The sequence below is a fragment of the Actinomadura sp. K4S16 genome, assembly GCF_008327685.1.
GTDB lineage: Bacteria > Actinomycetota > Actinomycetes > Streptosporangiales > Streptosporangiaceae > Spirillospora.
Genome location: NZ_BDDE01000012.1, coordinates 691,126 through 712,672, shown reverse-complemented (window position 1 = coordinate 712,672; position 21,547 = coordinate 691,126). Strand labels below are relative to the sequence as shown.

General features: G+C 71.3%; 25 protein-coding genes. 15 read left to right on the top strand and 10 right to left on the bottom strand.

Annotation, left to right across the window (positions count from 1 at the left end):
- Positions 1–13: 13 nt before the first annotated feature.
- Complete coding sequence (locus K4S16_RS14570) at positions 14–454, top strand: nuclear transport factor 2 family protein (protein ID WP_149259425.1); 441 nt, start codon at positions 14–16, stop codon at positions 452–454.
- Positions 455–465: 11 nt separating this feature from the next.
- Here K4S16_RS14570 and K4S16_RS14565 read toward each other — a convergent pair whose 3' ends face one another.
- The 3 genes from K4S16_RS14565 to K4S16_RS14555 form a co-directional block, all read right to left on the bottom strand.
- On the bottom strand, positions 466–1,224 hold the full coding sequence (locus K4S16_RS14565; RefSeq protein ID WP_149259424.1) for a DUF6928 family protein: 759 nt from the start codon (positions 1,222–1,224) through the stop codon (positions 466–468).
- A 93-nt stretch (positions 1,225–1,317) separates the two neighbouring features.
- Positions 1,318–1,800 carry a MarR family winged helix-turn-helix transcriptional regulator gene (locus K4S16_RS14560; protein WP_235036790.1) on the bottom strand — a complete coding sequence of 161 codons (483 nt, stop codon included), beginning with the start codon at positions 1,798–1,800 and terminating at the stop codon, positions 1,318–1,320.
- Between the two features lie 90 nt (positions 1,801–1,890).
- Positions 1,891–2,331, bottom strand: coding sequence for a MarR family winged helix-turn-helix transcriptional regulator (locus K4S16_RS14555; RefSeq protein WP_149259423.1), 441 nt, complete (start codon positions 2,329–2,331; stop codon positions 1,891–1,893).
- Positions 2,332–2,431: 100 nt separating this feature from the next.
- Between K4S16_RS14555 and K4S16_RS14550 the strand changes: the two genes are divergently transcribed.
- From K4S16_RS14550 to K4S16_RS14535, 4 genes are all read left to right on the top strand, one after another.
- Positions 2,432–3,379, top strand: coding sequence for a zinc-binding alcohol dehydrogenase family protein (locus K4S16_RS14550; RefSeq protein ID WP_149259422.1), 948 nt, complete (start codon positions 2,432–2,434; stop codon positions 3,377–3,379).
- A gap of 88 nt (positions 3,380–3,467) precedes the next feature.
- The gene (locus tag K4S16_RS14545) at positions 3,468–3,875 is read left to right on the top strand and encodes a DUF3224 domain-containing protein (RefSeq protein ID WP_160160916.1); all 408 of its coding nucleotides are present in this window, start codon (positions 3,468–3,470) and stop codon (positions 3,873–3,875) included.
- A gap of 31 nt (positions 3,876–3,906) precedes the next feature.
- Positions 3,907–4,515, top strand: coding sequence for a TetR/AcrR family transcriptional regulator (locus K4S16_RS14540; protein ID WP_149259420.1), 609 nt, complete (start codon positions 3,907–3,909; stop codon positions 4,513–4,515).
- A 52-nt stretch (positions 4,516–4,567) separates the two neighbouring features.
- Positions 4,568–5,389, top strand: a complete 822-nt coding sequence (locus K4S16_RS14535) for a site-2 protease family protein (protein WP_235036789.1) — start codon at positions 4,568–4,570, stop codon at positions 5,387–5,389.
- Here the strand turns inward: K4S16_RS14535 and K4S16_RS14530 are convergent.
- A complete protein-coding gene (locus K4S16_RS14530; RefSeq protein WP_149259419.1) occupies positions 5,386–6,024 on the bottom strand; it encodes a TetR/AcrR family transcriptional regulator in 639 nt (212 codons plus the stop codon). The genes K4S16_RS14535 and K4S16_RS14530 overlap by 4 nt on opposite strands.
- 81 nt (positions 6,025–6,105) lie before the next feature.
- Here K4S16_RS14530 and K4S16_RS14525 point away from each other — a divergent pair, with 81 nt between their 5' ends.
- Both K4S16_RS14525 and K4S16_RS14520 read left to right on the top strand, forming a co-directional pair.
- The gene (locus K4S16_RS14525; RefSeq protein ID WP_149259418.1) at positions 6,106–6,927 is read left to right on the top strand and encodes an SDR family oxidoreductase; all 822 of its coding nucleotides are present in this window, start codon (positions 6,106–6,108) and stop codon (positions 6,925–6,927) included.
- A gap of 82 nt (positions 6,928–7,009) precedes the next feature.
- On the top strand, positions 7,010–7,453 hold the full coding sequence (locus tag K4S16_RS14520; protein WP_149259417.1) for an ASCH domain-containing protein: 444 nt from the start codon (positions 7,010–7,012) through the stop codon (positions 7,451–7,453).
- Between the two features lie 10 nt (positions 7,454–7,463).
- Here K4S16_RS14520 and K4S16_RS14515 read toward each other — a convergent pair whose 3' ends face one another.
- Positions 7,464–8,048 (bottom strand): PadR family transcriptional regulator, encoded by a 585-nt coding sequence (locus K4S16_RS14515; protein WP_149259416.1) that lies wholly within the window; start codon positions 8,046–8,048, stop codon positions 7,464–7,466.
- 93 nt (positions 8,049–8,141) lie between these two features.
- Between K4S16_RS14515 and K4S16_RS14510 the strand changes: the two genes are divergently transcribed.
- The 4 genes from K4S16_RS14510 to K4S16_RS14495 all read left to right on the top strand — a co-directional run bounded on the left by K4S16_RS14510 (position 8,142) and on the right by K4S16_RS14495 (position 12,252).
- Positions 8,142–8,759 carry a hypothetical protein gene (locus K4S16_RS14510; protein WP_149259415.1) on the top strand — a complete coding sequence of 206 codons (618 nt, stop codon included), beginning with the start codon at positions 8,142–8,144 and terminating at the stop codon, positions 8,757–8,759.
- 36 nt (positions 8,760–8,795) lie between these two features.
- Positions 8,796–10,154: a carotenoid oxygenase family protein gene (locus K4S16_RS14505; RefSeq protein ID WP_149259414.1), complete on the top strand. Its 1,359-nt coding sequence runs from the start codon at positions 8,796–8,798 to the stop codon at positions 10,152–10,154.
- Positions 10,155–10,219: 65 nt separating this feature from the next.
- Positions 10,220–11,719 carry an aldehyde dehydrogenase family protein gene (locus tag K4S16_RS14500; protein WP_149259413.1) on the top strand — a complete coding sequence of 500 codons (1,500 nt, stop codon included), beginning with the start codon at positions 10,220–10,222 and terminating at the stop codon, positions 11,717–11,719.
- Between the two features lie 53 nt (positions 11,720–11,772).
- Positions 11,773–12,252: a GNAT family N-acetyltransferase gene (locus K4S16_RS14495; protein ID WP_149259412.1), complete on the top strand. Its 480-nt coding sequence runs from the start codon at positions 11,773–11,775 to the stop codon at positions 12,250–12,252.
- Here the strand turns inward: K4S16_RS14495 and K4S16_RS14490 are convergent.
- Positions 12,249–13,634: an FAD-binding oxidoreductase gene (locus tag K4S16_RS14490; protein WP_149259411.1), complete on the bottom strand. Its 1,386-nt coding sequence runs from the start codon at positions 13,632–13,634 to the stop codon at positions 12,249–12,251. The two genes, K4S16_RS14495 and K4S16_RS14490, sit on opposite strands and share 4 nt — an antisense overlap.
- Before the next feature lie 325 nt (positions 13,635–13,959).
- Between K4S16_RS14490 and K4S16_RS14485 the strand changes: the two genes are divergently transcribed.
- On the top strand, positions 13,960–15,144 hold the full coding sequence (locus K4S16_RS14485; protein WP_149259410.1) for an FAD-dependent monooxygenase: 1,185 nt from the start codon (positions 13,960–13,962) through the stop codon (positions 15,142–15,144).
- A gap of 52 nt (positions 15,145–15,196) precedes the next feature.
- Here K4S16_RS14485 and K4S16_RS14480 read toward each other — a convergent pair whose 3' ends face one another.
- The 3 genes from K4S16_RS14480 to K4S16_RS14470 all read right to left on the bottom strand — a co-directional run bounded on the left by K4S16_RS14480 (position 15,197) and on the right by K4S16_RS14470 (position 17,504).
- Complete coding sequence (locus K4S16_RS14480) at positions 15,197–15,655, bottom strand: hypothetical protein (protein WP_149259409.1); 459 nt, start codon at positions 15,653–15,655, stop codon at positions 15,197–15,199.
- Positions 15,656–15,666: 11 nt separating this feature from the next.
- Positions 15,667–16,746 (bottom strand): DUF6745 domain-containing protein, encoded by a 1,080-nt coding sequence (locus tag K4S16_RS14475; RefSeq protein WP_149259408.1) that lies wholly within the window; start codon positions 16,744–16,746, stop codon positions 15,667–15,669.
- 101 nt (positions 16,747–16,847) lie between these two features.
- Positions 16,848–17,504: a winged helix-turn-helix transcriptional regulator gene (locus K4S16_RS14470; protein WP_149259407.1), complete on the bottom strand. Its 657-nt coding sequence runs from the start codon at positions 17,502–17,504 to the stop codon at positions 16,848–16,850.
- A 133-nt stretch (positions 17,505–17,637) separates the two neighbouring features.
- Here K4S16_RS14470 and K4S16_RS14465 point away from each other — a divergent pair, with 133 nt between their 5' ends.
- Together K4S16_RS14465 and K4S16_RS14460 are read left to right on the top strand one after the other, a co-directional pair.
- Positions 17,638–18,450 carry an SDR family NAD(P)-dependent oxidoreductase gene (locus K4S16_RS14465; RefSeq protein ID WP_149259406.1) on the top strand — a complete coding sequence of 271 codons (813 nt, stop codon included), beginning with the start codon at positions 17,638–17,640 and terminating at the stop codon, positions 18,448–18,450.
- 50 nt (positions 18,451–18,500) lie between these two features.
- On the top strand, positions 18,501–18,851 hold the full coding sequence (locus K4S16_RS14460; protein ID WP_149259405.1) for a VOC family protein: 351 nt from the start codon (positions 18,501–18,503) through the stop codon (positions 18,849–18,851).
- 341 nt (positions 18,852–19,192) lie between these two features.
- On the opposite strand, the gene K4S16_RS14455 is transcribed toward K4S16_RS14460, so the two are convergent.
- A complete protein-coding gene (locus tag K4S16_RS14455; protein ID WP_149259404.1) occupies positions 19,193–20,785 on the bottom strand; it encodes a GMC family oxidoreductase in 1,593 nt (530 codons plus the stop codon).
- Between the two features lie 71 nt (positions 20,786–20,856).
- On the opposite strand from K4S16_RS14455, the gene K4S16_RS14450 reads away from it, so the two are divergent.
- The gene (locus tag K4S16_RS14450; protein WP_149259403.1) at positions 20,857–21,471 is read left to right on the top strand and encodes a cob(I)yrinic acid a,c-diamide adenosyltransferase; all 615 of its coding nucleotides are present in this window, start codon (positions 20,857–20,859) and stop codon (positions 21,469–21,471) included.
- Positions 21,472–21,547 lie beyond the last annotated feature (76 nt).

Below are 21,547 nucleotides of genomic sequence, written 5' to 3'. Positions count from 1 at the left end.
GGGATGGGTGGTCATGCCTACGCAGCACGAGGTCGAGGAAGCCAGGATCCGCGAGCAGATCGACAAGATCGTCGAAGGGATCCGCGCCAAGGACCTGAAGGCCCTGGAGCAGGTGTACGCGCCTGACGTCGTGTCCTTCGACGTCGAGCCGCCGCTCCAGCACGTGGGGATCGCGGCGAAGCTGAAGAACTGGACGAACGTGTTCACGTTCTTCCAGGACGTGTCCTACGAGATCCGCGACCTGACGCTCACCGTGGGCGACGAGGTGGCCTTCGGCCACGGCTTCGGCCGGCTCAGCGGCACGCTGGGGAACGGAACGGCGACGAGCGGCATGTGGGTCCGGGCCACCTTCTGCTTCCGCAAGACCGGCGACACCTGGCTGATCGCCCACGACCAGGTCTCCGTCCCCCTCGACATCCCGACCGGCAAGGGAGCGACCGACCTCCAACCCTGACAAGAGACCGCTCAGAGGCCATCGATGCCGATCTCTTCCATGCGTCCGTTCGGGCCCAGCTGGAAGAACCGGGGCGGGCCCATGTTCGCGACCGCATCGGCGTAGGCGGCTTCACGTTCGGCCTGCTCGCGTCCTGTCGGATCGGTCACCCGGAACCCGTGCACGGGGACCGCCCCGGCGTCGATGTCGGTGTCCTCCCAACGGCCTTCGATGACGAAACCGAACAGGAACCGCAGGGCGTCCTCGCCCATCTCCAGCGGATGGAACGGGAGCGCATACGGCTCCTCGTCGTCCCAGGTCGGATCCGGCTCCACGGCGCGTTCGCCCGCCCAGTACGGCCGCTCGAACTCCAGCGGTTCGCCGATGTTCTCCATGATGCCGCTGTCGGGGGAAAGGCTCAGCGAGCGCACCAGCGTCCCGTCCTCCCAGATCGCGAACGCGAGCCAGTCGACGACCGAGTGCATCCCGTGCATGACGACCCGGCGTCCCGCGCCCAGCCGTCGGAGATGCTCTGGCAGTTCCGACGGGCGGTCGAGCACGAGCCTGCGGTCGATGACCAGGTCCACCCCGGCCGCCGCGAGGGCGAAGGTGACGTCGTCGGGCGGATAGGCGTCATCGAGCCGGCCGTCCGCGATCCCCTCGACCGCGAAGCCCGGATGCACCCGCCGGACCAGGCGTTCGGTCGCGGCGCGGTCGGGGTCCGACGCCCCGGCCAGCGCCGAACGGACGTCCCCGTCCGCGAATGCCAGCAACGCCGTCTTCGCTCCCATGCCGCTCCTCACCGGTGTTCGGGCATGCGCCCTTGATCGGATGAGGACTCTACGGACCGGGGCTGACACTCCTCCCGCCGTGCGGCCGGCGCGCTAGGCCGCGGGGCCGCCGGTGTTGTCGATCATTTTTTGGAGGACTCTCACGGTGGTGGCGTAGTCGGCGTCGTCGATGCCCTCGTGGATGCGGGCGCGGATCTCCGGGGCGTGCCGCTTGAGGTCGACGCGGGCCTGCTCTCCCGCTTCGGTGATCCACCACCGGCCCTCGCCGTCGCGGGTGAGGCAGCCGCGCTCCAGCAGGGCCTTCGCCTCGGCCTCCAGGTCGTCCTCGCGCCTCAGGTAGGACTTCATGGCCTCCTCGAGCTCGGGGACGGCCATGCCCCGGCCGTCGGACGAGAGATCGTTCTTCGACAGGTGGCGCAGCAGCCAGAACTGGGGCTGGGTGAGGCCGAGCTCGGCCTGCCGGGCCCGGATGAACGCGATGATGGACTCGTAGGCCAGTCCGGTCCAGTAGCCGACCGGCTGGGCGGCCAGTTCGGCGTCGGAAACCTGCTGGGTCGCCATGTGCGGTGCTCCCATCGAATGATCATTGATGCGGCAACCGTAGAACCCGAAGTTAAGTTGAGGTCAAGGTGCGAAGGCGGACGGCCCGCCGGCGGGGATCGCGCGTCACGGAGTCTGCTGGACCAGGATGGCCGCCGCGCGGTCGAGCAGTTCGCAGAGGGCGGCGTGTTCGGCGGGGGTGAACGCGTCGGTCAGCGCGCGCTCCAGCACGATCACCTCCTCGTAGGCGCGCTCCAGCAGCCGGCGGCCCTCGTCGGTCGGTGTGGCGATCATGACCTTGGCGTGCACCGGGGACGGCTCGCGAACGACGAGGCCCTTGTTCTGCAGGCCGGTCAGGACGGTGGCCATGGTCTGCTGGGTGACGCCGCAGGCGCGCGCGAGCTGGGCACCGGACATGCCGCCCTCCCGGGAGAGGGTCAGCAGCACCGTGTACTGCGTCATCGTGAGCCCGTAGCCGCGCAGCACCGCCTCATGGTGGCCCATCAGCGCCTGCTCGGTGCGCCGGATGCGGGTGCACAGGTACTCCTCGACCGGGATCTCGGTCACCGTCCCACCACTTTCACAGATTGCTGTGTTGACTAAGCATGCTGAGAATCGCTAGGTTCCCGAGTGTCAGGTTACTGATTCAGCTCAGGAGGCTGCAATCGTGAAAGCCGTCGTGCTCGACACCGACGACCAGTTCCACCTCGCCGATCTGCCCGAGCCCGTCCCCGGTCCCGGCGAGGTCGCCATCGCCGTCGCCTATGCCGGCATCCAGTACGGCGACGTGCTGGTCCGCGGCGGCCACTTCCCGATACCGCGCCCGTTCGTCCCCGGCTTCGAGGCGGCCGGGCGCATCATCGCGGTCGGGGACGGCGTGGACCCCGGCCGCGTAGGCCAGGAGGTCACGGCGCTGACCAGCGGCGGCGCGTACGCCGAAGTGGTCCTCGCATCGGACGTGCTCACCTTCGAGGCTGCGGGCCTCGACCCGCGGACCGCCGCCGGGTTCGGCTGGATCACCCCCACCGCCTACGACCTGGTCAACACCGTCGGCCGCGTGCGGTCCGGCGAGAGCGTGCTGATCCACGCCGCGGCCGGCGGCGTCGGCTCCCTGGCCGTCCAGTTCGCCAAGGCCGCCGGGGCCGGAACGACGGTCGGCGTGGTCGGGAACGCCGGCCAGACCGGCTACGCCGCCGGGTTCGGCTTCGACCGGGTCCTGGTGAGCGAGGAGTTCCCCGACGCCCTGGACGACCGGCGGTTCGACGTGATCCTCGACCCCATCGGCGGACCCGCCCGCCTCGCCAACCTGGAACGCCTCGCCCCGCACGGCCGGCTGGCCGTCTACGGCAACATCGCCACCTTCGAGCCCGTCCAGGTCTCCGCAAACGACCTCCTCATGGACGGCAAGTCCCTGCTCACCTACAACAGCAACCTGCTCAGCCAGACCCACCCGGAGCGCCTCGCCGACAGCGCGCGCCACGCACTCCGGCTCGTCGCCGACGGTCAGGTCCGCATCGACATCACCGCCGAGTACGAAGCGGCCGACCTCGACACCGCCGTGCAGCGCCTCGCCGACGGCGCCGCCCACGGCAAGAGCGTCCTCCGCATCGCCTGAACCGGCTCGACGCCCCAAGGGCGCGGAAGACAGGAGATCTTGCCTGCGGGCTCCCCTGACGTCGGACGGGACGGGCATCATGGCGGGCATGACGTTTCAAGCCAGCGGCAGCTTCGACATCGAGGCGTGGGACGCCGACAAGCCCTACGACGAGCAGGCGGGCAACCGGTTGACCCGCGTCCACGTCGGCAAGACGTTCCACGGGGATCTCGTGGGGACGAGCTCCACCGAGCTGATCACGGTGGAGTCGCCGGCGGGGCCGGTCGCCTACGTGGGGATCGAGCACGTCCAGGGCATCCTGCACGGACGCGAGGGGACGTTCGTCCTGCAGCACAGCGCGGGCAGCGAGGACGGGACGTCCGACACCCAGTGGCTGCGGTGGCTCATCGTCCCCACCTCCGGGACGGGCGAGCTCGCCGGCATCCGCGGCGTCGGCCAGATCTCCGTCGCGGAGGACGGCGGGCACACCTGGGCGCTGGAGTACACGCTGGACTGAGCGCCGATCTCCGGCCGGTAATGTTCGGTTCATGCCCCCGGTCACCGGCGACGCCACGCGCGAGCGCATCATCGACGCGGCCGAAGCGTGCTTCGGCCGCTTCGGTGTCGCCAAGACCACGGTCGAGGACATCGCCGCCGCCGCGCGGCTCTCGCGGGCGACCGTGTACCGCAGCGTCACCGGCGGGCGGGACGAGCTGATCCTCGCCGTGGTGGTGCGCGACCTGCACCGGTTCCTCGACCGGCTCGCCGAGCGGCTGCGCCGGGAGCGGTCGGTCTCGGAGGCGATCGTCGAGGGCACGCTGGACGCGGTGGACTACGTCCGCAACGAGCCCGCGATCGCGCACTTCCTCGTCCCCGAGGCGGCGGGCCACATGCAGGCGGCGGTCGCGGGGGCGGCCGAGCACGTGCTCGCGCTGTGCTGCGAGTACGTGCGGCCCTATTTCGAGCAGGCGCAGCGGCAGCGGACGCTGCGCGCCGACATCGAGGTGGAGGGGACGGTCGAGTTCCTCTTCCGCATCATCACCTCGCTGATCGTGATGGACCGCGACCGGGACGCCGACGGGCTGCGCCGCTTCCTGCGCACCTACGTCGTCCCGGTCATCGCGGCGCCGGCGTCCGGGCGGACGGCCTCGGCATGAGGATCTGGGACGGGACGCCGCGGAGACGGCGCGGCGAGAGGGGCCGGGAACGATGAATGGCACTGCGCGCGATATGCGGGGCAACGCGGCCGTCCGGCCGAGCCCGGTGTTCCTCGCGGTCGTGGGGGCGACGATCCTGTGCGGCCTGATCGCTTGGCGCTACGGAACGATCCTGGACACGCCCGGACGGGTCGCGCTGTTCGGGTTCGTGATCGCGGCGTGGGTGCTGTCGCTGTCCCTGCACGAGTTCGGGCACGCGTACATGGCCTACCGGTCGGGCGACCGCAGCGTCGTCGCCAAGGGCTACCTCACGCTGAACCCGCTGAAGTACTCCGACGTCACGCTGAGCTTCCTCATCCCCGTCGTGTTCATCATCCTGGGCGGCATCGGCCTGCCGGGCGGCGCGGTGTGGATCGACCGGCACGTGATCCCGGGCCGGCTGCGGCACAGCCTGATCTCGGCGGCGGGTCCGCTGTCGAACGCGCTGTTCGCCGTCATGCTCGCGGTGATCTTCAAGAACTTCGCCGACGCCGAGCACGCGCTGTTCTGGTCGGGGCTGGCGTTCCTGGCCTTCCTCCAGGTCACGGCGGCGATCCTGAACCTGCTGCCGATCCCCGGCCTGGACGGGTTCGGGATCATCGAGCCGTACCTGCCGCGCCACTGGGCGAACCAGGCCAACGCCTACGGCGGCTACGTCTTCCTCGTCCTGATCGCGCTGCTGTGGCTGGGCCCGATCAACGAGGGCTTCTTCAACGTCATCTACTACATCACCGACGCCATCGGCCTCGGCGAGTTCCCCTTCGACGTCTTCGACGAGCGGATCAACCACCCGATCCAGCTCGGCCACTCCCTGTTCATGTGGTGGCAGGACTAGTCGTCGGCGGAACCGGTCGTCAGGCGGCGGACGATGCGGCGGAGCTGGTCGGTGTAGTGCTCCTGGAACTCGGGTGACTCGGGGTCCATGCCGAAGACGTGGCGGACGGCCAGGGGCTTGGTGACCGGCGCCGACACCATCGCCATGACGGCGAACATGATCGCGGCCGGGTCCAGTTCGGGGGCCAGTTCCCCGGCGGCCTGGCGGCGCTCGATGTCGGAGAGGTCCTCCCCGTCGCCGGGCGGGATGTCGTCGAGGTCCTCGGTGAGGCCGCGCCAGGCGTTCAGCCGCGCGCCGCGCGGGTCGTCCAGGACGTGCCGCAGGTACCGGACCACGATCTCGTCGAACGGGACGGCCGGGTCGTTGAACTCGGCCTCCCGCTCCGTCCAGCGGCGGTGGAGCTCGCGGTACAGCCCCTCCTTGCCGCCGAAGTAGTAGTTGATCAGCTGCTTGTTGACGCCGGCGCGGTCGGCGATGTCCTGGACGCGGGCGCCCGCGTAGCCCTTGGCGGAGAACTCGTCCAGCGCGGCGTCCAGCAGCAGGCGCCGCGACCGCTCGGCGTCGAGCGTGCGCTCGTCCGGGGCGGGGGCGCGCCTCGACTGCTTCGGCGCGGGCCGCTTCGTCGTGTCGGTCACGGTCCCATGGTAGCCGGATGTTTGATCGGTTCAACCATCCTGCTGTTTGACAAGTTCATCCAACTGGTTGAAGCTGGCCGCATGATTCTCGTAACCGGAGCGACCGGGAACGTCGGACGCCATCTCGTCGGCGAGCTGCTGACCGCGGGCGCGGCCGTCCGCGCCCTGTCCCGGAACCCCGCCACCGCGAACCTGCCCAGCGAGGCGCAGGTCGCCCGCACCGACGAGATGCCGCTGGACGGTGTCACGTCGCTCTTCCTCAACCCGGCCGCGTTCTGGGGCGGCCTCGGCGACCTGCTCCCCCGCGCCGCCGACCACGGCGTCCGGCGCGTCGTGATGCTGTCGTCCGCCGCCGCGCTGGACGACGACCCGTCCAACGAACTGGCCTCGCACCACCTCGCCGTCGAGCGGGCGATCGAGGCCACCGGGATGGAGTGGACTTTCACGCGGCCCGGCGAGTTCGCCACCAACACGCTGGCGTGGCGCGAGGCGCTCAGCGCCGGCGAGCCCGTCCGCGAGCCGTACGCGGCGGCGCGCAGCACGCCGATCCACGAGCGCGACATCGCGGCCGTCGCGGCGAAGGCCCTGCTCACCGACGACCTGGTCGGCGGCAAGCCGGTGCTGACCGGCCCCGAGGTGGTCACCCATCCGGAGATGGTCGAGCTGATCGGCGAGGCGACCGGGCTCCCGGCGCGCTTCGAGGAGATCTCTCCCGAGCGGGCCCGTGAGGAGATGCTCGGCCGCCCCTACATGCGCGAGGGCCTGGTCGACGTCCTGCTCCGCCTGCGCGCTCAGGCCGTCGACGCCCCGGTCGAGCCGTCCGGGGAGGTCGAGCGCATCACCGGCCGCCCCGGACGGACGTTCAAGGAGTGGGCCGCCGACCACGCCGACGACTTCCGCTGACCCAGCCCGCCACCGGGCCGCGAGCCACCCCGCTCGCGGCCCTCTCCGCCCTCGCGGGCGCGCCCGTCTGTACTCTCGCGGGATGGAGTATCCGGAGCTGGAGTTGGCTCTGCCGGGACCCGTGCGGGATCGCGGGGTGAAAGCGATCCTGTCCGGAGAGAAGACGGCGCTCACGGGGTTGCCGGAGCTCTACGAGCGGGCCGGCGAAGCGGTCCCCGAGGCAGGACAGCGGTTCTGCGTGGTCGACTCGCAGGGAGATCCGGCGGCGACGATCGAGCTCGTCGAGGTGCGAATCGTGCCGGTCAAGGAGATCGACGAGGAGTACGTCCGGGCCGAAGGGCGCGGCTATGCCGACGTGTCGGAGTGGATCGCGGATCACAGGGCCCTCTTCCAGAGCGATCCGGTGAGCGAGTACCTCGGCCGCACTCCTCGTTTCGACGACGACACACTGGTCGTGGCCCAGCACTTCAGGCTCGTGCGCGCGGCCGGAGGGCCCGCTTCAACGCGCGCAGACTCGATCGCCTAGCCGCGCCCGACTACTCGCCCGCGCTGGAGTCCTCACGCGTGCCGGGGGGCTGCTTCTGCCCGTGGCCGCGGTCGTTGAGGGACTCGATCTCGTGTGAGGCCCATTCGAACCAGTCGCGGCGCATCGCGGCGTAGCGCTTGCCGTACTCGATGACCAGGCGGCCGTAGACGGACAGGTCGTCCTCGCCCCAGTCGATGCCCTTCTCCAGCGCGGCCAGCTCGTCGAGGTACTTCTCGAGCCCCGCCGCGTGCCCTCGCAGGTAGCGCTGGGCCTCCTCCGGTTCGACCAGGCCCAGGAAGAAGACCCGCAGCAGCGGCTCGTCCTTCCGGCTCCCCTTCGAGCGGACGTCCACCAGCCAGTGGTGCAGCTCCGCGCGGCCGGACTCGGTGATCCGGTACGCCTTGCGGCCCCGCGGCCCCTCCTCCGCGACCTCGATCAGCCCGGCGTCGAGGAGCTTGCCCAGCTCGCCGTAGATCTGGCTCTGCCGGGCCGGCCAGACGTTCCCCAGCGAGATCTCGAACATCTTCAGCAGGTCGTAGCCGCTGGCGCCGTCCATCTCGGCGATGAGCCCGAGCACCGCGTGTCGCAAACTCATGCCGGTACTCTAACCTTCACTGTTGACATGTCAAAATTGGAACGTCTATCTTCGACGTGTCAAAGTTGGAACGTGAAGCCAGGAGCCCCCGGCATGCCGAAGTACTACGCCCGCACCTTCCTCCCCTGGATCCTGCTCGCCGTGGTCAGCGGCTTCGACGACCGGGCCGGCGCCGCCGCCGGGCTCGTCGCCGCGGTGGTCCTGCTCGGGCTGGACCTGCGCCGGGGCCACCGCGCCGACTCGCTGATCCTGGAGGCCTCCACCTCGGTGTTCATGGCCGCGCTCACCGCGCTCGCGTTCACCGTCCCCGGCTCGGCGGCGCTGGACTACGGCGCCTCGCTCGCGATCGGCTGGCTGGCCCTCACCGCCTGGGGGACGCTCCTGCTCGGACGCCCCTTCACCGAGGGCATCGCGCGCCGCCAGGTCACCGCGGAGATCGCCGCGACGGACCTGTTCCGGAGCGTCAACCGGGTGATCACCGCCGTGTGGGCGGCGAGCTTCACCGTGCTGGCGGCGGCCCTCGGCTGCGTCCAGCACTGGACACCGGACGCCACGGCGCTGCTGGTCGCGGTGAAGGTCGCCGGGTTCATGGTCCCGGCCGTCTTCACCGCGCGGTACCCGGAGCACGCGCGCAGGCGCCATCTGACCCGGCTCGGACTACCGTTGACAGAGGCGCCCGCCACGTCGCAGCCCGAGCCGTCCGTTCGCTGACCCCCGCCGAAGACCGGCTCGGAAAGGAGCACCGAGATGGGCGAGAACACCACCGAGCGCCCCGCCACCTGGCTGGACGGACCCCTGGCCCCCGTCCCCGACGAGACCGGCGCCCGCGACCTGGAGGTCACCGGCGCGCTGCCCCCCGAGCTGACCGGCCGGTACTTCCGCAACGGGCCGAACCCCAGGCCCGGCGAGCCGAGCAGGCACTGGTTCAGCGGCCACGGGATGATCCACGGCGTGCGGCTGCGGGACGGCCGCGCCGAGTGGTACCGCAACCGCTGGGTCCGGACCGAGTCCTTCGTCCACGGGACGTCCTTCGTCCGCGACGACCTCACCTTCGACCGCCGTGCGGTGCAGGCCAACACCCACGTGATCCCGCACGCGGGCAAGATCTGGGCGCTGGTGGAGGCCGGGTTCCCCTACGAGGTGACGCCCGAGCTGGAGACCGTCGGCGCGTGCGACTTCGGCGGGCGGCTCACCACCGCCATGACCGCGCATCCGAAGGAGGACCCGGTCACCGGCGAACTCCTGTTCTTCGGCTACGGGGTGTTCGAGCCCTACCTCACCTTCCACCGGCTCGCGGCGGACGGGACGCTGGCCGAGAGCCGCGAGGTCGAGGTGCCGGGCCCGACGATGATGCACGACTTCGCGATCACCGAGAACCACGTGGTCTGGCTCGACCTGCCCGTGGTGTTCGACCTCGACCTGGCACTGTCCGGAACGACCGGCATGCCGTACGTCTGGGACGACGCCTACGGCGCCCGGCTCGGCGTGATGCGGCGGGACGGCACCGCCGAGGTCGCCTGGTACGAGATCGACCCCTGCTACGTCTTCCATGTCGGCAACGCCCACGAGGACGCCGCCGGACGGGTCGTGGTGGACGGCGCGCGCTACCGTCCCGAGAACTTCGGCGCCCTGTGGGGGGACATCGGCGGGACCGTCGACCCCGCCACCGGGGCGGCGCGCTCGCAGAGCGCGAGCCTGCACCGCTGGGTCCTCGACCCCGCGACCGGCCGCGCGGCCGAGGAGTCCATCGACGACCGCGGCGTCGAGTTCCCCACCCACGACGACACCCGCACCGGCAGGGAGCACCGCTACCTCTACACGGTCGGCGGCGGCTCGATCGTGAAGTACGACCTGCGCGGGCAGGGGACGTCCGCGCACGACTTCGGCGAGGACGCGCACGTCGGCGAGGCGGTCTTCGTCCCCGCTGAGGGAGCCCGCGCCGAGGACGAGGGCTGGCTGCTGTCGATCGTCACCCGCGAGGCGGCGTCCGACCTGCTGGTGCTGGACGCGGCCGACCTCTCGCACACCGCCACCGTCCGGCTGCCGCGCCGCGTCCCGGCCGGATTCCACGGAAGCTGGATCCCCGACGCCCGATCCGGCGCCTAGGGTGGTTTACTAGCCGGTACCGCCGTGCAAGCAGTCACTTACCAGGCCCCTCCCGGGAGGTCCCCATGTCCGTGGCCACGGAGAACACCGAGACGTTCGCGTCGCTGAACCCGGCCACCGGCGAGGTCGTCGCCGAGCACCCCGTCCAGGACGCCGCCGCCGTGGCGGCGGCGGTCGAGCGCGCCCGCGAGGCGGCCGACTGGTGGCGCGCCCTCGGCTGGAAGGAGCGCAGGCTCCGGCTGCTGAACGTCAAGGGGTCGCTCGCCCGCAACCTGAACCGGATGGCCGAGCTCATCCACCAGGAGACCGGCAAGCCGGTCCAGGACGCCCAGCTTGAGACGATCATGGCGATCACGCACCTGGACTGGGCGGCGCGCAACGCGCGGAAGGTCCTCGGGCCGCGCAACGTCTACCCCGGGCTCATGGCCGTCAACCAGCGCTGCGTCCTGGAGTACCAGGCGCTCGGCGTCGTCGGCGTCATCGGCCCGTGGAACTACCCGATCTTCACCCCGATGGGCTCGATCGCCTACGCGCTCGCCGCCGGCAACGCCGTGGTGTTCAAGCCGTCCGAGTACACCCCGGGCGTCGGCGTGTTCCTCGCCGAGCTGTTCGCCGCGGTGATCCCCGAGCACCCCGTCCTGCAGACGGTCACCGGGCTCGGCGAGGCGGGCGCGGCGCTCGCCTCGTCCCCGCACGTCGACAAGATCGCCTTCACCGGCTCGACCCGCACCGCCAAGCGCGTCATGGCGGCGTGCGCCGAGAACCTCACCCCGATCGTCGCCGAGTGCGGCGGCAAGGACGCCTGCATCGTCGACGCCGACGCGAACCTCGACGCCGCCGCCGACGCCGCGCTGTGGGGCGCCATGTCGAACGCGGGCCAGACCTGCATCGGCGTCGAGCGGATCTACGTCGTGGACGAGGCCTACGACAAGTTCCTCGGCAAGCTGACCGAGAAGGCCCGCGACCTGCGTCCCGGCTTCGACCGCGAGGCCGCCTACGGCCCCATCACGATGCCCTCGCAGCTCGACGTCATCGAACGCCACATCAAGGACGCCATCGACAAGGGCGGCAAGGCGGTCGTCGGCGGTGCCGAGTCCGTCCGCAAGCCCTACGTGGAGCCGGTCGTGCTGACCGACGTCCCGGACGACTCGTCCGCCGTGTGCGAGGAGACGTTCGGCCCCACCATCACCGTCCACCGCGTGAAGGACATGGACGAGGCGGTCGAGAAGGCCAACAGGACCAGCTACGGCCTCGCCGGGACGATCTTCTCCGGCGACAAGTCGCGCGCCATGGACGTCGCCCGCCGGATGCGGTCGGGCATGACGTCCATCAACGCGTTCGCCGCGTTCGCCCAGGTCGCGGCCCTGCCGTTCGGCGGCGTCGGGGAGTCCGGCTTCGGCCGCATCCACGGCGCGGACGGCCTGCGCGAGTTCGCCCGCCCGAAGGCCATCACCCGCCAGCGGTTCGCGACCATGAACCTCACCACCTTCGCCCGCAGCGAGAAGGAGATGGCGCGCGTCCTCGGCATGATCAACATGATCCACGGCCGCCGCTACAAGCGCTGACCGGGGAACGCCCCCGCCGGTCTCCGGCGGGGGCCCCGCCTACACTCGACACCATGAACGCCCCCGTGCGGAGCCGCCTTGAGGTGCGCCTGGGCGCGGCGCCTCCTCCCCCGCCCGGTTTCCGGCCGTTCACCGACGGCGACGTCCCCGCCTTGGCCGCCCTGATGTGGGACGCCTACCGCGGCACCCCCGACGAGGCCGACGTGGGGGACGTCCAGGGCGCCGTCCGCGAGATCCACCTCACCATGGCCGGCGAGTACGGCACGTTCCTCCCGGACGGGTCGTTCGTGGCCGACCACGAGGGCCGCCCTGTGGGCGCCGCCCTCGTCACCCTCTACCGCGAGCTCCCCCTGCTCGCCTTCCTGTTCACTGCCCCGGCCCACGCGGGCCGCGGCCTGGGCCAGGGGCTCGTCCAGGCCGTCATGCACGCCCTGGCCGCGGATGGCCACGACACCCTCACCCTGGCCGTGACCCGCCGCAACCGCCGCGCCCGCCGCCTCTACGACCGCCTGGGCTTCGTGGAAGTCGCCTAATGGCGCGCCGCCGGGCTGATGTTCTGGTTCGCCCGGAAGAAGTTGGCGGGATCGTACTTCGCCTTGATCTCCGCCAGCCTGTCGTAGTGGTCGCGGTAGGTGGCCTGGACCCTGTCCTCGCTCTCGTCCGTGCCGAGGAAGTTCACGTAGGAACCGCCCATCGAGTACGGGTGGAGCTCCTCCCAGTAGTCCACGCACCACCGCCGGATCGTCGCGGCCTTCGCGGGGTCCGGGTCGACGCCGGCGAAGACGGCGGACCAGGTGGCGTCCCGATAGCCCCAGGCGGTGTCGTCCCTCCCCACCCGCTGGGCCGCGCCGTCAATGGGGTAGAGGTGCATGATGGACAGGTCGGTGGGGATCTCCGCTCCGAACCTCTGGTGGATCTCGGCGGCCTCGTCGGGGATGCGGTCGAAGAAGTCACCCCGCCAGTACCACTGCAGGCCGGGCGGCACGAGGTCGTCGAACATGGACTGGAGCATCGGATAGGGCATCGGGCTGGTGAACGTGAAAGCCGGCCGGCCGGGCTCGTTCACCGGCGCGAGGACGCTCTCCAGGTCCGCGGGCTCGCCGGTGTAGCACCAGACGACGACGCACATCTTGCGGCCGTGGAGCTCCTCGGGGAACGGCGGCGCGGGCGGGATGACCATGAGGGCGGCGAAGCCGCTCAGGTCCTCGGGCGCCTGCGGCAGGAAGTCGCGGTACCACCGCAGCACGTCGCGCGTGGCGTCGACCGGCCAGGCCGTGAGGCCCACCCCGACCGTGTCGACGGGGTGCAGCCGGAAGGTGAACGAGGTGACGACGCCGAAGTTGCCGCCCCCACCGCGGAGCGCCCAGAACAGGTCGGGGTTCCGCGACTCGGAAGCGGTGACCAGTGAGCCGCCTGCCAGCACCACGTCGGCGGAGAGCAGGCTGTCCACAGTGAGGCCGTACTTGCGGGTGAGATGGCCGTGGCCGCCGCCGAGCGTGAGGCCGCCGACCCCGGTCGTCGAGACGATCCCCGTGGGCACCGCGAGCCCGAAGGGGTGGGTGGCGTGGTCCAGGTCGCTCAGCAGGCTTCCCCCGCCGACCTCGGCCGTGCGCTCCTCCGGGTCGACCCGCACCCAGCGCATGGGCGACAGGTCCACGGTCACGCCGCCCTCCACCAGGCCCAGGCCGGGGCCGCTGTGTCCACCGCCCAGGACGGCGACCTCCGCACCGGCCTCACGGACCAGACCGAGCGCCGCCATCACGTCCGCGGCGTCGGAGCACCGCACGATGGCCGCGGGGCTCTTGTCGATCATCGCGTTGTAGATCGAGCGGGCCCGGCCGTAGTCCGGGTCCTGCGGGCCGATCACCGGACCCCGCAGTGTGGTGCGCATGGATTCCAGTACCGTGGCCGTCATCAGGCCTCCCCCGTCCGGCGCCGCGACGCGTCCCGCACCTCCGCGCCCATGGTCTCGATGACCCCGCCGAGCCTCTCCCGGCGGGAGTCCCCCTCCTACCGGTTACTGCCACCCGAATCACGGCATAATCGGGAAAAAGGGAAAAATAACCCCCCATGGCCATCCCCGCTTCATCGAGATCGCTTGACCTCGACTCCGGCGTCAGCGTGGTGTCAGCGTGCTGTAGATGCTTCGTGGATGGGCGAGAGCCGATGTCAGCTCCGTGTCAGCGCTGCCGATGAGTCTTGAGCCATCGGGATTCAGGCGGCCTTGAAAGGAGCTGGGCATGCGTAAAGCAAAGGTGCTCATCTGCGGTGCGAGCATCGGTGGACCTGCACTGGCCTACTGGCTGCACCGGTACGGGTTCGAGGTGACGGTGGTGGAGCGGGCGCCGGGGCCGCGTCCGGGCGGGCAGGCGATCGACGTTCGGGGACCGGCGCTGGACGTGCTCGAGCGGATGGGAGTGCTGGAGGAGGTCCGCCGCCACGGCACCGGCCTGCGCGGGATGTCGATGGTCGACGACGAGGGCCGGGAGCTGTTCAGCACGACCGAACGCACCGCCAGCGGCGGGGATCTCGAAAGCCCCGACGTCGAGATCCTCCGCGATGATCTCGCGGCGATCCTGTTCACCGCGGGCGAGGAGCAGATCGACTACGTCTTCGACGACGCGGTCGCCGCGCTGGAACAGGACGCCGAAGAGGTGCGGGTGGTGTTCCGCAGCGGAGCGGCACGGACCTTCGATCTGGTCGTGGGCGCCGACGGCGTCCACTCGGACACGCGGCGGCTCGTCTTCGGGCCGGAGGAGAAGTTCCTGCGTCACCTGGGCGGCTATCTGGGCGTGTGGACGGTGCCGAACGAGCTGGGACTGCACCGCTGGCAGGTGGTCTACCAGATGCCCGGCAACCCGTGGGGCGCGATGATCATGAGTGTCCGCGATGACACCGAGGCCCGCGTCTATGTCGGCATCGAGTCCCCCGAGCCGCCCGCGGGGTTCCTCCCGCCATCCGCCAGGGAGCAGAAGCAACTGGTGGCCGACCGGTTCGCAAAGGCCGGCTGGCAGATGCCGCGCTTGCTCGAGCACATGTGGGACGCCCCGGACTTCCACTTCGACGCGATGGCACAGATCCACATGGACTCCTGGACGCAGGGCCGGGTCGCGTTGCTCGGAGATGCGGGCTACTGCGGATCCCCCGCGTCCGGCCAGGGCACCACCATGGCCCTGGTCGGTGCGTACGTGCTGGCCGGCGAACTGGGAACCGCGGAAGGCGACCACCGCACGGCCTTCACCGCCTACGGAGACCGCCTGCGCGCGTACGTGGCCGCCAACCAGGAACTCGCCCTGACCAACATCGCCCAGATGCGGGCCCGGCATCCCGACTTCTCGGAGGACGCCATGGCGGCCCCGAGCGCCGAAGCGCCCCGGTACGAAACCCCGGACATCATCGACGGCTTCCAGATCCGCGACTACTGACACGACCCGCATACGCCGGGCCGCCGCTCCCCCGCGGCGGCCCGGCCGGGGCTCAGTCGGCGACGAGGCGGGAGCCCCAGCCGCCGGGGGTGTGCTCGCGCTGGCGGCGGACGGCGTAGCGGCCCGGCGTGCAGCCGGACGCGCCGTGCTCCGGGTGCAGCAGGTAGACGGGGGCGGACGCCTCGAAGACGCCGATGACCAGGCCGCCGGGCTCGGACACGTTCGTCGTCCAGCGGCAGGTGCCGGGGTCGGCGACGAGGGTGTGCGGGTTGCCGCCCGCCGCGCCGCGCAGCAGTTCCACGCCCTCGGACGGCACGTCCGTCCACGTGCCGTGCTGCCAGAACGACAGATCCGAGATCTCGGACATGGGGATGACGATCAGATCGCCCTGGGCCTGGATGCCGTCGACGACGGGGATGCGGACCGACCGTTCGAGATGGTCGAGCACGGCGAGCCCGGTCTGCCGGGAGAGGGACGCGAGGGTCACGGGCGGAGCATGGTTCACGGTCATAGGGATCACCTTCAGGTTCGGCGGACGAGTCGGGAGTACTGCTCGGCGGACAGCCCGTAGGTCCATCCGGCGGCGGCGACCGGGTCGGTGAAGACGCCCGGGACCGCCAGCCCGTACCGGCGGCGGTGCCCGTCGCGCTCGACGGAGCCGTTGACGGCGAGCAGCACCCTGGTCTGCTCGCGCAGGTCGTAGAGGCGCAGTTCCGAGCCGGGGTTGCCGGGGTCCGGGGCGGCGGCCACGAGCCGCAGCCCGGCCCGGTCGATGTAGCCGCCCCAGCCGATGTGCTCGATCGCGCACCGCCGGACCTCGACGTTGGCCTCCCGCTCGATCCGCTCGACGCTCGGGTCCTCCACCACCCAGGCCGGCACCTTCGTGCCGTGCCAGGCGTACGCGTCCCACCCGTCGGCGTACCGGAGCGCGGGGCCGTCCGGGCGGTGCAGGCGCACCTGCCGCTCGTCGCCCCAGACCTCGGTGTGGAGTTCCACGGGCCGCTCGGACACCACGCAGACGTCCTCGCGCGGCAACCACCAGGCGCAGGACCGGGCCTGCGTCGCCCACAGGCCGAGCAGACGATCCTGCTCGGGCGTGAAGACCACGCCGGACATCCGGCGAACCGCGTCATAGTGGGCGCTCCAGGACGGGCACAGGGCCGCGTGCCAGGAGTCGCTCCGCTCTAACCTCTCGTACTCCGACCAGAGCGCCAGGCGCACCGTGCTCCGGACGGAGTCCGCGACCGGCATCCGGACCAGTTGCCGGATCATCGGGTCCAGCGTCCGCGAGCGCTGCATGACCTGGGTGTCCAACTGCACCGACAATCCACTGACCAACCGGCGGAAACGCTTCGGCAGCGGCCAGTCGGACAGGCGGTCCGCGCTCTCGTACGGGCTCGGCCGGATGCCGGGCGGGACGGTCTCCAGGGCCGCCAGCGGCGACGGCACCCAGTGGAAGCGGGGTGGAGCGAGCCCGATCAGCAGGTAGAGCTCGGAGATGGCGGCCTCGGCGGCCGGACGGTCGGCGGGCGCGGTGGAGAGCAGATGCCCGAGCCACTCCGCGCGGACGGCGGCAGCTTCCCGCTGCACGTCGACGCTCACCGGATGAGGGCGGCGCCGCCCCTTTCATCGATCATGGCTCGGATCTTCGCACAGCGGCTTTCCGCCGTCCACCCCTCGGGGCCGGGGCGGCGGCGACTCGGCTAGCCGCCGGAGGGCCACGGGTCGGCGACCGCGTGGAGCAGCCGGCCGATGGCCGGCAGATCTCCCACGACGGCGGCGCTGCCGTCGGCGCACGCGGTCGCGAGCGCGTCCGGGTCGGTCAGCAGGGCGCTGAGCGTCTTGGGGTCGGTACGGAGCGAGACGTCCGCCTTCGCGGGTTCGCCGGGCTCCACCTGAACCCGTCCGGACGCCAGACGGATCGTCCAGACCCGGCCGCCGAGTTCGAGGCGGCACGTCGTCGGGGGCGCCGCGGGGTCGGGGCGGGCGGCGCGGCGCAGGAAGATCAGCACGGAGGTGGCGCTGAGCGAGGACGGCGCGGCGGGTTCCGGGACGGAGACGCCCCAGTCGCTCAGAGCCATCAGGACGGGCTCCAGCTGCCGGCCCCTCTCGGACAGTTCGTAGACCCGCGGGCCTTCCGCCGCTGCCGGCGCGCGGCGGATCACCCCGTTGTGCTCGAGTTCTCGGAGCCGGTCCGCGAGCACATTGGAGCTGACGTGGGGCAGCGCATGCCGCAGCTCCGAGAAGCGCTGCGGCGCCAGGAGCAGCTCGCGGACGACCAGGAGAGCCCATCGCTCCCCGACGACGTCAAGGGCCCGGGCGATGCCGCAGGAGTCCCGGTAGCTACGGCTGGTCGGCATGGCCTCCCTCTCCTCGTCCTTCGCGCCCGAAACTAGCACAAGGTCTAGTTGTTCTTTACAACTGCTACTAGTTGTTTTTAACAAGCAACTGTGTCTACCGTTGGGCACGGAGAACCGATCACCTGGAGGACGCATGGGCGGACTGCTGCTCGAGAACAGGAACGCCGTGATCTACGGGGGCGGGGGCGCCATCGGCGGCGCCGTCGCACGGGTGTTCGCCCGGGAAGGCGCGAGGGTCTTCATCGCAGGCCGGACGCAGGCGAGGCTCGACGCCGTGGCGCGCGACATCGCCGCCGCGGGCGGAACGGTCGAGACCGCCCAGGTCGACGTCCTCGATCCCCAGGCGGTCGACAAGCACGCCGATGCGGTCGCGGCGGCGTCCGGCGGCATCGATGTCGCCCTCAACGCCGTGAGCGTCATGCACGACCAGGGGACTCCGCTGGCGGATCTCTCCCTGGAGGAGTTCATGCGGCCGATCGACGGCTTTCTGCGGACCCTGTTCATCACGAGCAAGGCCGTGGCGCGGCACATGGGCCGCGGGCGTCCCGGCGTGGTCCTGACCCTGTCCGAGCCGGGCGCCAGACTCGCCGTGCCCGGCATCTTGGGGCACGGGGTGAGCTCGGCCGGCAAGGAGGCGTTCTCGCGGCTCCTGGCCGCGGAGCTGGCACCCGCCGGCGTCCGGGTGGTCGCCATCCGCCCGCACGCCGTGGTCGACGGGCCCGCCGCGGGTTCCTACACCGCGGACCTCTTCGAACGGTCCGCGGCAGCGGCCGGCCAGTCGGTCCAGGACTTCCTCGAAAGCGGGGGGATGGTGCAGGGGACGCTCATGAAGAGGCTGCCCACGCTCTCCGAGATCGCGGAGACGGCCGCGTTCCTGGCCTCGGACCGGGCCGGAGCCATCACCGGCACGGTCGCCAACCTGTCCGGCGGCGCCCTGGTGGACTGACTCCCCAGGCGCGCGCGGTCGGCAGGACACCAACAGTGAGGAGATTCGACATGACGACGCTGAAGCCCGGAAGCATGCTGCTCGGCACGACCCGTCCCGCCGAGTTGCGGGCCTGGTACGTCAAGGCGCTGGCGCCGGAGTCCGCCGGCGAGGGCGCGATCGACCTGGGCGGGTTCCTGCTCGTCATCGACGGGCGCGACGACGTCCGGCCGAAGAACGACGACCCCGGGCGGACGATCATCAACTTCCACGTCGACGACTTCGACGCCGTGGAGGCGCAGCTGAACGCGGCCGGGGTGGAGTGGATCGCCGTCGAGGACCGGGCGAAGGGCAGGTTCGGCACGTTCACCGACCCCGACGGGAACTACCTCCAGATCATCGAGTGGAAGAAGGACGGCTGAGCCGTCGTCCTACTCCATCCGCGCTCGCCTCAGATGCCGCCGTCGGGACGGAGCGGTCTAAGGCGTCCTAGGCATGCCTAGATAGGGCTTCGTCCCGATGTAGGGGGTGGGGCCTTAGGACGAACCTTGTACATGTCGGGCCAAGAGGGCCCGGCGGGAACAAGGAGAAGCGGATGTTCAGCCAGGAGTTCATGAAGGTCGTCATCGAGGACCGGGTACGCGCGCTGCGGACGGAGGCGAAGAACAGCCGGCGCGCCCGCATCGCGAAGGCGCGCAAGCGGTGAGCCCCGCAGCCTGTGCCCAAGCGGCCACGCCCCCGTCGTCTCCGGCGGGGGCGTTCCTCATTTCGGGGTGCCGGCGGGGGCCAGGGGCGTGCGGCCCCGGATCAGGTCGGCGGCGCGCTCGGCTATCGCGATCGTCGGGGCGTTGGTGTTGCCGCGCGGGACGGTCGGCATGACGGAGGCGTCCACCACGCGGAGGCCCTCGACGCCGCGGACGCGCAGCTCGATGTCGCAGACGGAGTCGTCGCCGCCCATGGCGCACGTGCTGGTGGGGTGGAACAGCGTCGCGGCCTCGCGACGGACGAAGTCGGCGATGGCCTCGTCGGAGTCGACCTGCTCGCCGGGGGCCCACTCGCCGCCGATCAGCGACGCCAGCGGCCCGGTCGCGGCGATCTCGCGGGCCTGCCGGACGCCGGCGACGAGGATGTCCAGGTCGGCCTTGTCGGCGAGGTAGGCGGGATCGATCAGCGGCTTCGCGTGCGGGCTGGCCGAGCGCAGGGTGAGCTCGCCGCGGCTCGCGATCGCCACCGCGGTGACCATGACCGACAGCAGGCGCTCGGACGACTCGGTGAGGCCCTGGTTGACGAAGGGCGTCGGCAGCACGTGGTACTGCAGGTCGGGGGCGGGCAGTCCCTCCACCGTGCGGGTGAACCCGCCGGCCTCGGCGACGTTCGAGGCGTAGGGGCCGCGCGCCAGGGCCTGGTAGAGGGCGAAGGAGCGGGCGTTCGCCAGCTCCCAGAGGGGCTTGGTGCGGGGGGTGGCGAACATGACGTTCACGAAGGGGTGGTCCTGGAGGCGCTGCCCCACCGGGGAGTCGACCAGGACGTCGATGCCGAGGGAGCGCAGGTGGTCGGCGGGGCCGACGCCCGAGAGCATGAGGAGCTGCGGGCTGTTCACCGCGCCCCCGGACAGGATCACCTCGGCCTCGGCGCGGGCCGACATCGTCTCGCCGCGCGCCTCGTAGCGGACGCCGGCGGCGCGGCCGTCCTCGATCACGACGCGGGTGGCGAGGGCGTCGGTGACGACCGTCAGGTTCGGACGGTACTCGATCGGGTGCAGGTAGCCGGCGGCGGTCGACCAGCGGCGCCCGCGCTTGTGGGTGACCTGGTAGAAGCCGACGCCGTCCTGGTCGGCGCCGTTGAAGTCGTTGTTCGCGGCGAGGCCGTAGGCCTTGGCCGACTGCACCCAGGCCCGGGTCAGCGGGTGCTTGTAGCGCAGGTCCTCGACGCGCAGCGGACCGCCGACGCCGTGGTAGGGCAGCTCGCCGCGCTGCTGGTCCTCGGCGCGGCGGAAGTAGGGCAGCAGGTCCTCGTAGCCCCAGCCTTCGCAGCCGTAGGAGTCGCGCCAGGTGTCGTAGTCGTGGCGGGCCCCGCGGATGTAGATCATCGCGTTGGTGGACGAGCTGCCGCCGAGCGTGCGCCCGCGCGGCCAGTACACGCTGCGCCCCGCCGCGTGCTCCTGCGGGACGGTCGCGTAGTCCCAGTCGTACGGCCCCTTGATCAGCGCGGCCACGGCGGCCGGGATGTGGATCTCGGGGGCGTCGTCGGGCGGACCCGCCTCCAGGAGGAGGACCTTCACGGAGGGGTCCTCGGTCAGTCGGGCGGCGAGGACGCAGCCCGCGCTGCCCGCTCCCACGATGATGTAGTCGTACACGGCGGCCTCCGAGGTCTTTCCGAAACCCTACCGAACGGGCTTCTGCCTGCGGCAGGGCTAGGCTGCTGCTCATGGCGAAGAACAGGGACAATCCCGTCGTGCTCTCCCGGATCTACACCCGCACCGGGGACGACGGCACCACCGCGCTCGGCGACGCGTCCCGCACGTCCAAGACCGACCCGCGCCTCGCCGCGTACGCCGACGTGGAGGAGGCCAACGCCGCGATCGGCACGGCGCTCGCGCTCGGCGCCCTGCCCGAGCCCCTCGTCGCGCTGCTGACCCGCGTCCAGAACGACCTGTTCGACGTGGGCGCCGACCTGTGCGCGCCCGTCGTCCCCGACCCGGAGTACCCGCCGCTGCGCATCGAGCCGTCCTACATCGAGCGGCTGGAGGAGGCCTGCGACGAGCACAACGCCGAGCTTCCGGCGCTGCGCAGCTTCATCCTCCCCGGCGGGACGCCCGGCGCCGCGCTCCTGCACGTCGCGCGGACGGTGACCCGCCGCGCCGAACGGTCCGCCTGGGCGGCGATCGAGGCCCACGGCAGCGCCGACGCCGCGGCCGAGGGCGGCGTGAACCCGCTGACGGCCAAGTACCTCAACCGGCTGTCGGACCTGCTGTTCATCCTCTGCCGCGTCGCCAACGCCGAGCACGGCGACGTCCTGTGGAAGCCCGGCGGGGAGCGCTGAGGCGGCGGGGGTGGGGCTAGCCCCACCCCCGGTTGACCGGCTCCCCTCCTGGCGGCGCCCGCTGCGCCTGGAGGAG

Coding starts and splice junctions, on each gene's coding strand:
- K4S16_RS14485 (WP_149259410.1), top strand. CDS start 13,960: ATGCGTAAAGCAAAGGTGCTCATCTGCGGTGCGAGCATCGGTGGACCT.
- K4S16_RS14545 (WP_160160916.1), top strand. CDS start 3,468: ATGACGTTTCAAGCCAGCGGCAGCTTCGACATCGAGGCGTGGGACGCC.
- K4S16_RS14465 (WP_149259406.1), top strand. CDS start 17,638: ATGGGCGGACTGCTGCTCGAGAACAGGAACGCCGTGATCTACGGGGGC.
- K4S16_RS14470 (WP_149259407.1), bottom strand. CDS start 17,504: ATGCCGACCAGCCGTAGCTACCGGGACTCCTGCGGCATCGCCCGGGCC.
- K4S16_RS14525 (WP_149259418.1), top strand. CDS start 6,106: ATGATTCTCGTAACCGGAGCGACCGGGAACGTCGGACGCCATCTCGTC.
- K4S16_RS14510 (WP_149259415.1), top strand. CDS start 8,142: ATGCCGAAGTACTACGCCCGCACCTTCCTCCCCTGGATCCTGCTCGCC.
- K4S16_RS14460 (WP_149259405.1), top strand. CDS start 18,501: ATGACGACGCTGAAGCCCGGAAGCATGCTGCTCGGCACGACCCGTCCC.
- K4S16_RS14505 (WP_149259414.1), top strand. CDS start 8,796: ATGGGCGAGAACACCACCGAGCGCCCCGCCACCTGGCTGGACGGACCC.
- K4S16_RS14495 (WP_149259412.1), top strand. CDS start 11,773: ATGAACGCCCCCGTGCGGAGCCGCCTTGAGGTGCGCCTGGGCGCGGCG.
- K4S16_RS14490 (WP_149259411.1), bottom strand. CDS start 13,634: ATGACGGCCACGGTACTGGAATCCATGCGCACCACACTGCGGGGTCCG.
- K4S16_RS14570 (WP_149259425.1), top strand. CDS start 14: ATGCCTACGCAGCACGAGGTCGAGGAAGCCAGGATCCGCGAGCAGATC.
- K4S16_RS14515 (WP_149259416.1), bottom strand. CDS start 8,048: ATGAGTTTGCGACACGCGGTGCTCGGGCTCATCGCCGAGATGGACGGC.
- K4S16_RS14520 (WP_149259417.1), top strand. CDS start 7,010: ATGGAGTATCCGGAGCTGGAGTTGGCTCTGCCGGGACCCGTGCGGGAT.
- K4S16_RS14540 (WP_149259420.1), top strand. CDS start 3,907: ATGCCCCCGGTCACCGGCGACGCCACGCGCGAGCGCATCATCGACGCG.
- K4S16_RS14560 (WP_235036790.1), bottom strand. CDS start 1,800: ATGGGAGCACCGCACATGGCGACCCAGCAGGTTTCCGACGCCGAACTG.
- K4S16_RS14480 (WP_149259409.1), bottom strand. CDS start 15,655: ATGACCGTGAACCATGCTCCGCCCGTGACCCTCGCGTCCCTCTCCCGG.
- K4S16_RS14565 (WP_149259424.1), bottom strand. CDS start 1,224: ATGGGAGCGAAGACGGCGTTGCTGGCATTCGCGGACGGGGACGTCCGT.
- K4S16_RS14500 (WP_149259413.1), top strand. CDS start 10,220: ATGTCCGTGGCCACGGAGAACACCGAGACGTTCGCGTCGCTGAACCCG.
- K4S16_RS14535 (WP_235036789.1), top strand. CDS start 4,568: ATGAATGGCACTGCGCGCGATATGCGGGGCAACGCGGCCGTCCGGCCG.
- K4S16_RS14450 (WP_149259403.1), top strand. CDS start 20,857: ATGGCGAAGAACAGGGACAATCCCGTCGTGCTCTCCCGGATCTACACC.